Annotated in this window: 9 protein-coding genes; all 9 read left to right on the top strand. The window is 43.1% G+C overall.

Features of this window, described 5'->3' with window-relative positions:
* Positions 1-52 precede the first annotated feature (52 nt).
* The 9 genes from DESYODRAFT_RS18990 to DESYODRAFT_RS18950 all read left to right on the top strand — a co-directional run bounded on the left by DESYODRAFT_RS18990 (position 53) and on the right by DESYODRAFT_RS18950 (position 13,016).
* Entirely contained in the window at positions 53-1,615 is a 1,563-nt protein-coding gene (locus DESYODRAFT_RS18990; protein WP_007785540.1) for an ABC transporter substrate-binding protein, read from the top strand.
* A gap of 137 nt (positions 1,616-1,752) precedes the next feature.
* Positions 1,753-2,769: an ABC transporter permease gene (locus DESYODRAFT_RS18985; RefSeq protein WP_007785538.1), complete on the top strand. Its 1,017-nt coding sequence runs from the start codon at positions 1,753-1,755 to the stop codon at positions 2,767-2,769.
* A 5-nt stretch (positions 2,770-2,774) separates the two neighbouring features.
* Positions 2,775-3,707, top strand: coding sequence for an ABC transporter permease (locus DESYODRAFT_RS18980; protein WP_007785536.1), 933 nt, complete (start codon positions 2,775-2,777; stop codon positions 3,705-3,707).
* Between the two features lie 14 nt (positions 3,708-3,721).
* Positions 3,722-4,708 (top strand): ABC transporter ATP-binding protein, encoded by a 987-nt coding sequence (locus tag DESYODRAFT_RS18975; RefSeq protein WP_007785535.1) that lies wholly within the window; start codon positions 3,722-3,724, stop codon positions 4,706-4,708.
* A complete protein-coding gene (locus DESYODRAFT_RS18970; protein WP_007785534.1) occupies positions 4,705-5,673 on the top strand; it encodes an ABC transporter ATP-binding protein in 969 nt (322 codons plus the stop codon). Before DESYODRAFT_RS18975 ends, DESYODRAFT_RS18970 begins: the two co-directional genes overlap by 4 nt.
* A 298-nt stretch (positions 5,674-5,971) precedes the next feature.
* Positions 5,972-8,389, top strand: a complete 2,418-nt coding sequence (locus DESYODRAFT_RS18965) for an AAA-type ATPase lid domain-containing protein (RefSeq protein WP_007785532.1) — start codon at positions 5,972-5,974, stop codon at positions 8,387-8,389.
* A gap of 261 nt (positions 8,390-8,650) precedes the next feature.
* Positions 8,651-10,339, top strand: a complete 1,689-nt coding sequence (locus DESYODRAFT_RS18960; RefSeq protein ID WP_007785531.1) for a LytS/YhcK type 5TM receptor domain-containing protein — start codon at positions 8,651-8,653, stop codon at positions 10,337-10,339.
* A gap of 24 nt (positions 10,340-10,363) precedes the next feature.
* Positions 10,364-11,155 (top strand): LytR/AlgR family response regulator transcription factor, encoded by a 792-nt coding sequence (locus DESYODRAFT_RS18955; protein ID WP_007785530.1) that lies wholly within the window; start codon positions 10,364-10,366, stop codon positions 11,153-11,155.
* Positions 11,156-11,360: 205 nt separating this feature from the next.
* Entirely contained in the window at positions 11,361-13,016 is a 1,656-nt protein-coding gene (locus DESYODRAFT_RS18950) for a lactate permease LctP family transporter (protein ID WP_007785529.1), read from the top strand.
* Positions 13,017-13,109 lie beyond the last annotated feature (93 nt).

Raw genomic sequence — 13,109 nt, 5'->3', positions numbered from 1 at the left:
TTAGAGCTTTATGTGCTCTGAATTTGATACTAAAAAAGGGGGAGGAAAAATAATGAGAAAGATGAAAAAAATTGTCGCTCTTGTTCTGGCTGTAGCGCTAGTCGGTATTTCTTTGGCTGGCTGCGGATCCAAGACAGATGGTGGCAAAGAGGCACCAAAAGCAAATGATACCTTAATCTATGCTCAGGGTGCGGAGCCAAGAGGACTTGATCCTGCATTGGTTGACGATGGCGAGTCTGCTAAGGTTATGATCAATATCTACGAGGGACTTCTAAAGTACAACAAGGATTCGACAAAAGTTGAGGCATCACTGGCTAAAACCTGGGAGGTAAGTACGGACGGTCTTACTTATACGTTCCATCTGCAGGAAGGTGTAAAATTCCATGACGGCACTGATTTTGATGCTGAAGCTGTGAAGTTTAACATCGACCGCCAGATACCGCCTCAAGTGACTGCGGACATGGCTTACGGATCGTTCGTTTATGGATCTGTAAAAAATGTTGAAGTTGTGGATAAGAATACTGTAAAAGTTAATCTAACAGAGCCCAGCACTCCGTTCCTCAGTAACCTGGCTATGGTTATGAGCGCACCAATGGTTAGCCCCAAAGCATTGAAGGAAAATAACAACAATGTTAACCAAGCTCCGGTTGGCACAGGTCCCTACAAGTTCGTGAAATGGGCAAAGGACGAAAACATCGTTTTAGTTGCCAATGATGAATACTGGGGAACCAAGGCCCTTACCAAGAACGTTATTTTCAAGTTCATCAAAGACAACTCGGCCCGTGTGGTTGCTCTGAACAATGGCGAAGCTGATATGATCGATGGTATTGATGCCACCGTTGTCAAGCAGATCACAGATGCCGGCAACAAGATTTTCCAGGCCCCGGGCATGAACGTTAACTATATGGCTTACAATACATCTAAAGCACCATTTAACAATGCTAAACTGAGGGCTGCGGTTTCTCAGGCTATTAATGTACCTGAAATGGTCAAGAGCCTGTATCAGGGTTACTCTGAACCTGCTACTTCCATTCTTCCAACCTTTGTCGAGGGTTATGACAAGAGTATCGCTCAAGTTGCCTATAATCCTGAGGCTGCTGCCAAGGCAATCAAAGAAGCTGGTTTGACATCTGTCAAAATCATGACGTATACTAACCCCAGACCCTATAACTCAGCTACCGGACAGGCCCTGGCTGAATCCATCCAAGGGTATCTCTCTAAAGTTGGGATTACCGCTACAATTGATTCTTATGACTGGACAACCTATAAGGAAAAATTAAAAGCCGGTAATTATGACATCTGCTTCTACGGCTGGATTGGGGACAACGGAGATCCGGATAACTTCATGTATCTTTTAGCTCACGAAGACCCAACCATGAACGTAGCACTCTACAAGAATGAGGAATTCAACAAATTAATCGCTAAAGGTATAGCTACGCCTGCAGGTCCGGACCGTAATGCAATTTATACCGAATTGGAAAAAATTGCTGCTGCTGACGCTGCATGGCTGCCGATTTCCCACGCTGAAACACTCTGTGCCTACAGACCGGATGTCAAGGATTTCTATTTCCATATGACCGGTGTTACTCCGTTTGTTGGAGTATCAAAACAATAAATGCAGAAATGCTTATTCAGTGTAAGCTGCCGAGAACCGGTTTTCATACCGGTTCCCGGTTTTGTTTTTTAAGTTAGATGGAGGAAAATTACTCCATACCTCATATGAGCGTTTTAAATTTGAAAGGTTGTTGGCTGATGCTCAGATATATCATTAAACGAATCTTGATGTTAATTCCCGTATTGATTGGGGTTTCCATTATTGTATTTCTCATCATGCGCGTGTTTTCACCGGATCCTGCTCCGATTGTTTTGGGCCAGCATGCAACGCAGGCAGCTGTCGACGCGTGGAGACAGGCAAACGGACTGAACGATCCTATTTACCTGCAATATCTGCATTTTATTTCAGGTGCCCTTACCGGCGATCTTGGTAACTCTTATTATACTAAAGCGCCCGTTATTAAAGAGATTTTTGCCCGCTTTCCGGCCACGATTGAGTTAGCTCTGCTCGCCATATTACTTGCTTCCCTTTTCGGTATTCTGATTGGCGTGATTTCTGCGGTGAAAAAGAACTCTATTTTTGATAACGCCGGTATGTTTCTGGCGTTGATCGGTGTTTCTATGCCAATTTTCTGGCTTGGTATTTTGTTAATTATTTTCTTCTCGGGTACTTTGCATTGGCTGCCCTCCAGCGGAAGAATCGACCCATTGCTTCAGCCTTTAGATATTACAGGTTTCTATTTAATTGACAGCCTGATCACAGGCGACATAAACGCATTTAAAGATACCTTGATTCATTTGATCCTGCCGGCTAGTGCCTTGGCCATGTATTCGATGGCCATCATTGCCAGAATGACCCGATCCAGTATGCTGGAAACCTTGCAGCAGGATTATATTCGTACAGCCAGAGCAAAAGGAATTTCCGAAGGCAGAGTCATTGGCAGGCATGCTCTTCGCAATGGACTTATTCCTATTGTCACGGTTATTGGGCTGCAGCTTGGCAGCCTTCTCGGCGGTGCCGTGCTGACAGAAACGGTGTTTTCCTGGCCGGGAATTGGCGCCTATACTGTGGCCTGCATCTTAAAGTCGGACTTTCCCGTGGTACAGGGCGTGGTATTGCTCATCGCTACTGTTTTTGTTCTTATGAATTTGATTGTCGATGTGATTTATGCATTCCTTGATCCGCGTATTAAATATTCGAAAAAAGAGGTGTAGCTTGTATGCAAAAGGATAATAGTGCGAAGGCAGAGGAGAATTTGATGCAGGCTGCAGAATACGTGGAGAAACCGGAATCTCAGCTGAAAGAAATGTGGGCAACGCTCAGGCAGAATAAGGCCGCAGTTGTGGGATTGCTAATTATCGGTATGTTGACACTGATTGCTCTGACCGTATGGGTAAGTGAAATGTTGGGCCTGCAGATTTTGCCTTATGACCCTAATTATTCCGATATGAGCAAAAGTTTTATATGGCCGAATGCTGAGCACTGGTTTGGCACAGATCAGTTGGGCAGAGACATGTTCAGCAGAATCCTTGACGGGACGAAGATCTCTCTGTTTGTAGGGGTTGCGGCTGTTGCAATCTCGCTTTCCATTGGTGTGCTGTTAGGCTCTATTGCAGGGTACCGCGGTGGAAGGACGGATGCGGTCATTATGCGGGTCATGGATATGATGCTGGCTATTCCATCGATTTTGTTAGCTATTGCGTTTATGGCGGCGTTAGGCAAGGGATTGGACAAAGCTGTTATTGCTATTGGTTTAGTGTCCATTCCAGAGTACGCCCGTATTGTCCGGGGGAGCATTCTCTCCGTAAAAGAAAATGACTACGTTCAAGCGGCTAAGGTTATTGGCAACGGAGACAGTCGTATTATTTTCAAGCATATTTTGCCGAATATCATCTCCTTGATTGTTGTTCGGGCTACCCTGGGTGTATCCAGTGCTGTACTGGATACTGCTGCACTTGGCTTTTTGGGTTTGGGGGTTCAGCCGCCGTTTGCCGAGTGGGGTGATATGCTGGGCAGAGCAAGGGGCTTTATTTTCACCGCACCTTATACACTCATTTTTCCGGGGATTGCCATCACACTTACAGTCTTGGCGTTTAACCTGTTCGGCGACGGGCTTCGGGATGCTCTTGATCCGAAGTCCAGAATAAAATAAGGGTGGTGAGTAGGATGTTGCTGGAAGTTAAAAAATTGAGGACGGAATTCAAACTGAAGCGAGGTACTGTTACAGCAGTCGATGATCTCAGTTTTACCATAGATAAGGGCGAGATTCTGGCCATTGTCGGCGAATCCGGCTCCGGAAAAAGTGTAACATCACTTTCCATTATGGGACTTTTACAGAAACCCGGCAAAATTGCCGGCGGAGAAATTTTGTTTAAGTCTCAGGACTTAAACAAAATGAGCCAAAAGGAACTGCAAAAAATACGGGGCAATAAGATTTCTATGATTTTCCAAGAGCCGATGACTTCATTAAATCCGGTCTGGCGTATCAAAGATCAAATCATGGAAAACATCATGACTCACATGAAGATTTCTAAAAAAGAAGCACTGACACGCACGATTGAAATGCTGGAAACGGTAGGCATACCTTCGCCCGCTGAACGTGCCAACGACTATCCTCATCAGATGAGCGGCGGTATGCGCCAGAGGGTTATGACAGCGATGGCCCTTGCTTGCGATCCGGAATTATTGATTGCCGATGAACCTACTACGGCACTTGATGTGACAATTCAGGCCCAAATTTTAGAGCTGCTTTATCGTATGAGAGAAAAATTTCATATGGCTGTTTTGCTTATCACTCATGATTTAGGCGTAGTTGCCGAAGCTGCCGACCGGGTTATCGTGATGTATTGCGGTAAGATTGTGGAGGAAGCTGCTGTGAAGGATTTGTTTGCCCAACCGCTGCATCCGTACACAGTAGGTTTGCTGCAATCTATCCCTCAGATCGATGATGATAGTGACAAACGGTTATATATGATTAAGGGCATGGTGCCCAACCCTCTGAATATGCCGCCAGGCTGTAATTTTTCTGACCGCTGCGACCGCTGCATGGACCGCTGCACTAAAGAGATGCCGGAACTGCAGGACATTAATGGGCATAAGGTACGCTGCTTTCTATATGACAAGGCCAAGGAAGGGGAATTGAGCGCAAAATGAACGAAGTATTAATGAAAGTTCAAGACCTTTCCAAGCATTTTACCATTGATACTGATTGGTTCGGGAAGCCCGTTTCTGTTTTAAAAGCAGTTGATGAGGTGTCCTTTACCATTAACAAGGGAGAGGCGTTTGGTCTCGTTGGCGAATCCGGCTGCGGAAAAACAACTCTGGGTAAAATACTCGTCAATCTTTACAGCCCTACAAGCGGGAAACTGTTTTTTGAGGGTAAGGAACTGTCTGCTCTGAATAAAAAGCAGCGTAATTCCTATTGTAAGGATATCCAAATGATTTTCCAGGATCCATACGCTTCTTTAAATCCTAGAATGACGATTGGGGATATCATCGCCGAACCGATCATCATCAATCGGCTCTTGCCGATGAGTGAAGTCGAAGAGCGTGTCATCTTTCTTTTAAATTGTGTTGGACTGGCAAGACACCAGCGAAACCGCTATCCCCATGAGTTTTCCGGCGGTCAGCGCCAGAGGGTGGGTATTGCCCGGGCACTGGCTGTGGAGCCCAAGCTAATCGTTTGCGATGAGCCGGTTTCCGCCCTTGATGTTTCTATTCAAGCCCAAGTTTTAAATCTGTTGGATGATTTAAAAGCGGAATTCGGGCTTACCTACTTGTTTATTGCCCATGGCTTAAACGTTGTCAAGCACATCAGCGATCGGGTGGGTGTCATGTATCTGGGTAAGCTGGTGGAAATCGCACCGAAAAGGGAGCTTTATGCTAACCCCCTGCACCCTTATACTCAGGCTCTTCTATCGGCTATTCCAATTATTAATCCGGAGAAGAAAAAGGAGCGCATTATATTAAAGGGAGATGTGCCCAGTCCTATTAATCCGCCTGCCGGCTGCCGCTTCTGTTCTCGTTGTTTTAAAGAGTTGGAAGGATGCAAACTAAATGCACCGATACTAAAAGAGATTACACCTGACCATTGGGTTGCCTGTCATTTATTTGACTAATGTTTAATCAAGGAGACAGTCTTTATATCTATTGAGAAAAGGATAATTGAGCAACAATTGTTAGATTACTTTATAGCAAACGAATTAGCCAGTTAAGCCGGTTATTCTTTTTAAGGATAACCGGCGTTTGTATTTGAACTGGAAAAAAGTTTATATTGTCAAGAATCTTTATATAAGTTATAGTTTTATGAATATTGGTATTAATTTTAATTAATAATCGGATGTCACGTTTAGCAAATTTGCGCAGAACTAATCATAAGTATGTACGCAATTGCCTGCTATACGTCAAGGAGGGCATATGATTTGTGATAAAGCTTATAGCCTGTCAAATATTGAGTTGTTTTCAGATCTATCATCGGTTGAATTAGAGGAACTTGCTCAGGATTTTCGTTGGGAGGACCATGATTTAGGTTCTGAAATCATCAAGCAAGGTCAAAAAGAACATGACTTCTATATCCTGATTAAGGGAAAAGTTGATGTTATGATCCGAAAAGAAGAACATCAGCCGATGCGGCGGGTCAGATCTTTGAGTCCGGGAGAGACCTTTGGTGAATTTTCCCTGCTAAACGGAAAACCTGCTGAAACAACCATTCTCTGCCAAGAAAAATGCCAGCTTCTAGTGCTGGATTCTGAAGGCTTTGCTCGTATGCTCCTGCGCTGGCCGAAACTTTACCAAACATTTATCGCTCAATTGACCCAAAATCTGAATGATGCCAATCTTATTCTTTCAGAAGCCAGATATAAGGAAATTTTACGCGCTAATTTGCAGCTCACCCAATATAAGGATAAGTTTTATGGAGTTTGGGGAGGTAACCGGACGACGGCCGAAGTTAATCGAAAGCTGGAAGAACTCGCCCAGCCTAAAGGACATTTGCTTTTGACCGGAGAACGTGGAACTGGCCGCCAGATGATGGCTTGGTACGTCCACCAACGCCTATTCGGTACGGAAGCTCCTTTTGTCGTTGTGGATGGACGTCGCTTCGATCATCAGTGGAAGGACTTAATCATGGAGCCCGCTGGTCAAGAACACACTACCGCTGTACAAAATGCCAATCTTTTTGATATTGCTGAGGGTGGAACCTTGCTTATTCGGGGAATCAATCTTCTATCCCCCCATACCCAGCTTAAATTAGCCCAATCCTTAAGCCTTCAAAGGAATAAGTGCTTTGTCATCGGAAGTTTGAATGAGGAACCTGATAATCTCGATAGAACGATTATTCCGGAATTACGGAAGTGTTTTGCTCATACCTATGAAATACTCCCTTTGCGTAAACGCAAACGGGATATTCCTATATTAGCACAAGGTTTCCTGGAAAAACTGGCCCAGAAGAACCATCGAAATGTTCCGACTCTGAGTCAGGAAGCAACACGATTACTGCTTTCTCATCATTATCAGCAAGGAAATGTCTCGGAATTAATTCAAGTCATTGAACGCGCCTTTTATATAGCAGACCAGGATGTCATTGGGTTAAAACAGATCTTTTTCGGCCCGACCGCGGAGCAAAATGAGCATACCATCAACCTTTTAACGTGGCCAGGGATCAATAAGTTATTGAAGAAAGGAAATTTTATAGGCTGGCTGAGGGTTGGGGCTGCGGCTCTATTTATAGCTTTAGTTTCATTATTGCTTTTTAATCCCGAAGTGGCGGTTTCCACTAAGATATTTGCTTTAGTTTGGGGTTTATGGTGGCCGGCTCTTGCCGTTATCTCTCCTTTTTTAGGCAGATTGTGGTGTACAGTCTGTCCATTTTCAACAATTATGGATTTTGTGCAGAAAAGGTTCCATAAAAACCGTGTGATTCCTGCATTCATCATAAAATACGATTACCTCTTAGTCAGCTTTCTGTTTCTTATGATTTTCTGGGTTGAAGTAATTACGGATATGCGTTTTAATCCTAATTACACAGCCATTTTGTTAATAACCATTCAGCTCAGCGCGATTTTCATCGCAGTTCTCTATCCGCGCCATACCTGGTGCCGGCATTTTTGTCCCTTGGGCGGATTTATCGGGACTGCTTCCATTGGTTCAATGTTAGAGGTTCGTGCAGATGCCGCCGTTTGTTTGAACAAGTGTACTACCTTTGAATGTTATGTAGGTACCAAAAATGTTCCAGGCTGTCCGATGTCCCAACATCTTCCCTTCTTAGACAATAACCTGGACTGTAAACTGTGCTTTAATTGCGTACGAAATTGCCCTAATGGTTCTGTGCAGGTTAATTTAAGACTTGCTGGTCGTGAGGTATGGCATTTAGTTCGGGCTAACCAAGGGTATGTTGTTTTTATCGGAGTTATGTTAGGTATTTTGGTTCCCCTTAACTACTTCGGAGACTTCCAAACACAAGATACATCTGTCAATTGGAGAGTTTGGTTTAGCTTGTGTTATTGGGGGGCCGGGCTGACAGGCGGAATGCTTGCCTGGATGATCGCCAAACCCTTTAAATCAAAAGCAGCTTCCCTGCGTGTTAAACTAATTTTTGCTTTAACTCCTTTAGTACTGGCTGGGCATATTGTATATCAAGTAGCGCATATTCCTGGGATTCGCTTGCTTTTTTTAGGGGTGGGATATGAAGTGCAGTCAGGTCTGCAGGCCTTCTATATTCCCGCTGCAGCCCTGGTTCAGGGTATTGCTGTTATCTTTGGCATGGTGTTAACAGCGGTAACCGTTACGCTGGTTTTAAGGCGCACGAAAGAAAGGCGGGCCCGCTTGAAAGTATAACCGATACGTATAGAACAAGGGTTCATTGCAAGGTTGGTGTTGGATTAAAATAACATTGGACATCTTAACTAAAAAGATGTATGCTAGCTGAGCATAGTGATAAGTTGGACCAAAGAATTGTTCTCTCATAACACTAATATAAGTAAGTTTGCAAACCTTGAAATCTTCGCAGGGCGTGGATTTTAAGGTTTTTATAATTTTACAGTTTTTTTTCAACAAAGAAAATTTAATGAATTATATACGCAAAGGGGATATAGAAAGATGTATTCTATTCTTTTCAAGCAACTAGCCTTAGATACGAGTTTTCTAATCACCATTGCCTATTTATTAAGTCTGACTCCTTTATTCAAAAGGACTATGCGAGGGACTATTAATACCCGGGAAAAACTTATTTTAATAATTGTATTTGGAAGCATAGGGATCGTTGGAACCTATTTGAGCCTGCCAATAAAAGGGGCGTTAGCGAATTCCAGAATTGTAGGCGTAGTAGCCGGAGGGCTTCTGGGCGGACCTGGCATTGGCTTGGCTGTAGGAGTCATTGCAGGTGTGCATCGCTTGTTCCTAGGAGGAGCAACCGCCTTAGGTTGTGGAATTGCTGCGGCTTTAAATGGTTTATTGGCGGGAATATTCGTTAAATATTTCTCCTATAAAAATTTAACTTGGAAACAGACCTATCTAATCGGGGTTATGTCAGGAATATTGGAGATGCTTATGATTTTGTTAACTCTCCCAGCACCCAGCGGTTGGGAGGTTGTCAAGACCTTGGGGCCGCCTATGATTGTTATGAATGGCCTGGGAATAGCAATTTTTTATGGAATTGCGCAAAACTCGATTCTTGAGGAAGAACGAATAGGAGCCTATCAGGCCCAAAATGCCTTGGTTATCGCCAACTTAACGTTGCCTATCTTACGCCAGGGATTAAATGAAGAGACTGCTGAAAAAGTATGCAAGATTATTCTTGAACGGACAGATTTTGCCGCAGTTGCTATTACAAGTGAACAGAAAGTCTTATCTCATGTAGGAAAGGAGTCGGATCATCATACTGCCGGCATAGATATCCTTACAAAAGTAACTATGGAGGCTATAGACTCAGGAGAAATCAGGTTAGCTAAAAATAAAGAAGAGATCGGATGTCCAAATAACGCTTGTTGTTTAGGGTCGGCACTCATTGTACCCTTAAGGTTTGAGAATACTGTAGCAGGTGCCCTTAAGGTTTACAGAGAGGAAAAACAAAGTTTAACTAAAGTTGATCGAGAGTTTGCTGCGGGGCTGGGTCAACTGTTCTCAACTCAATTGGAGCTTGCAGCCTTGGAAATAAAAGCGAGTTTGGTTAGTAAAGCAGAACTTAAAGCACTTCAAGCCCAAATTAATCCCCATTTTCTGTTTAATGCTATTAATACCATTGTCTCTTTTTGCCGAACAAATCCCAATAGGGCGAGAGATTTGCTGTTACAATTAGGGGATTTTTTCAGAAAAAATCTCCAAAGCTGCGATAACTTTGTTTCTCTGCAAGAAGAGTGTGATCACATACATGCCTATTTAACAATTGAGCAAGCACGTTTTTCAGATCGATTAGATGTTATTGCACAAATATCAGAAGAAGCCCTGAAATGGCAGATACCTGGACTAACCCTTCAGCCCCTAATCGAAAATGCTATCAAACATGGAATCTATCCTCTGAATTCAGGGGGTCAGGTGGTTGTTTCAGCAGTAGAGAAAGAGGGCTTTCTTATTATAGAAATCAGGGATAATGGAGTAGGTATACCTGAGGAAACCTTGAACCTATTGAAATCGGGGGCGGCCATTCAATCGAAAGGGTTAGGTATTGGCCTCAAAAATATCGAGCAAAGATTAAGGTATGCTTATCATGGGCGGGCGGAGTTTGAGATTAAAAGTAAGGCTGGACATGGAACTGTGGTTACTTTAAAGATTCCAGAGATCCCCATGTAACAGTATCATAAGGAGTTGGATTAGATGAGAGTTATCGTAGCAGATGATGAACAACCGGCTCGTGATGAATTAATTTATTTGTTAGGCAAAATGCAGGAAGTTAATATCATTGGAGAAGCCGCTACCAATGAGGAAGTGCTGAAAAAAGTCAGGGAATTAAAGCCGGACGTTGTTTTTCTGGACATTGAAATGTCGGATGGCTCCGGCTTGGAGACTGCAAAAAAACTTTCCAGGGATACAAACAATACGGCAAAGCCGGCAGTCGTTTTTGCTACTGCTTACAATTACTATGCAGTACAGGCTTTTGATTTAAATGCTACAGATTATTTGTTAAAACCCTTTAGAGAAGAAAGAATAGCTGAAACTGTTCAGAGATTGAAAATGCGTCTCAATCGATTGAACCATTTAGATGAACAAGAAGACGAACCTTTACAAAACGAGTTTATGGAAAAGTTAAATAGAATCTATTCAATTCTTCAGCCGGATAGCGGACTGTCAAAACTAAAGGTTGAAGATAATGAGAAGATCTATTTAATTCCTTTTGAAGATATCCTTTATGCAACGATCGAAGAACGATCAGTAAGGATCTTTACAGACAAGCGCAGCTATTTGGCCAGCTATAATTTAGGTGAATTAGAGAGTATCTTAGGAGATTCCTTTTTGAGAATTCATAAGAGTTATATTGCAAATTTAAATATGGTTGAGGCTGTTGTTCCCTGGTTTAATAACACTTGTAATCTAACAATGCAAGATGGCTCGGAAATCCCTGTTAGTCGGACATACGTGAAAACTCTTAGACATCGTTTGAAACTATGAATCGTTTCAGGCAGGATTTGTGGCAATTCAGTCATAAAATCCTGCCTTTTTTGTTGAAATTTCAGCATGCTTAAAAATATTTTGTACAATAAGTCTCGGAATATTATTTAAATTAAATATTATCAATAAGGCGGTGATATAAGCTAAAGTAAAACGGTTTCGTGTTTTCAAAATGCTGTAATTATTGAGAAAGAAGGCGGAGTAAATGCCATGGTATCAAAATTATGCAGCTCTTAACAATAGCATTGGACTAACTGCGCTTGCAGTGTCTATTCCAATTCTATTCTTGTTTTGGGCGCTGGCAATCAAACAAATGAAGGGGTATATCGCAGGAGTATTAACCTTGCTTTTGACCTTAGCTGATGTGATTATCGTTTATAAAATGCCTGTAGGAACTGCGCTTTCAGCTAGCTTCTTAGGAATTGTTAATGGATTGTTTCCAATTGCCTGGATCGTTGTGGCAGCTGTTTTTTTGTACAATTTGACTGTTGAGTCAGGACATTTCGAAGTTATTAAGAGTTCCATTGCCTCAGTTTCTGATGACCGCCGGATTCAAGCCTTACTGGTAGCCTTTTGCTTCGGTGCGTTTTTAGAGGGCGCGGCAGGTTTTGGTGCCCCGGTTGCTATTTCAGGGGCCATTCTCATTGGTTTAGGTTTTGAGCCCTTGTATGCTGCCGGTTTGTGTCTGATTGCCAATACCGCTCCGGTTGCTTTTGGTGCGATCGGCAGCCCAATTATTGCTGCCGGTAGTGTAACGGGTTTAGGTGATTTCGTTATCTCTCAAGCGGTAGGACGTCAATTACCATTTCTATCGGTTGTGATTCCCCTCTATTTAATTATCCTTATGGCAGGTTGGAAAGCGGCTAAAGAAGTGTTGCCTGCCATTCTAGTAACAGGTGTATCCTTTGCAGTTGCCCAGTGGTGGTCCTCTAACTATTTGGGAGCTTATTTGCCTGATATTATTTCTTCATTGACCTCGTTAGTAGCTACTACGGTATTTTTGAAGTTCTGGAAGCCCAAAACTATCTGGCGTTTTCCAAGTGAGAAAAAGGATGCCAATGCTAAGGTTACGCATTATAGTTCCGGAGAAGTTATAAAGGCTTGGTCGCCATTTGTTATCCTGACCGTAATGGTGGCTATTTGGGGTACTCCGGCCTTTAAAAATTGGGTTGTTAAGGATTTGCAATGGATCATTAATATTCCCCATTGGCCGGGTCTTGATGGCCTGGTCTATAAAATGACGCCTATTGTGTCGAGTCCATCAGTCTATGGAGCGTCTTACAAATGGGAATTCTTTTCCGCCGGCGGTACCGCAATATTAATATCAGCCATAATTTCAATGGCCATTTTACGCATTTCTCCAGCAAAGGGTGCTGTAGTCTTTGTTCGTACAGTTAAGCAGCTCATATACCCAATTATTACGATGGGTTCCGTTCTCGGTTTTGCTTATTTAGCAAACTATTCAGGGCTTTCCTTTACACTTGGATTACTGTTTGCATCAACCGGTAAAGCATTCGCATTCCTTTCGCCAGTTCTTGGCTGGATGGGTGTATTCCTTACGGGTTCGGATACTTCAGCCAATGCACTGTTCGGCAAGCTGCAGCAAGTTACGGCTGAACAAATAGGGGTTAATCCGGTTCTTACAGTAGCGGCCAATAGCTCGGGCGGAGTTGTCGGAAAAATGATCTCTCCACAGTCGATTGCCGTCGCTGCTGCAGCAACATCCCTTGTTGGGCGGGAATCGGATCTGTTCCGATTTACGATTAAACATTCCCTTATATTCCTGGTTGCGGTTGCTATAATGATCACGTTGCAAGCCTATGTCGTTCCCTGGATGATACCTGTGGTAGCATCGTTCTAAAATCATAAAAGCAGGTTAATGAACCTAAGATAGAACAGTTAGGGCAAACTAAAAAAGTGCAGCGACGTTAAATTGCTCGATGCAAAGGACTCA

Origin of the sequence: Desulfosporosinus youngiae DSM 17734 (genome assembly GCF_000244895.1) — a bacterium.
GTDB classification, from domain to species: Bacteria; Bacillota; Desulfitobacteriia; order Desulfitobacteriales; family Desulfitobacteriaceae; genus Desulfosporosinus; species Desulfosporosinus youngiae.
This window is presented reverse-complemented; position numbering and strand designations above follow the sequence as displayed.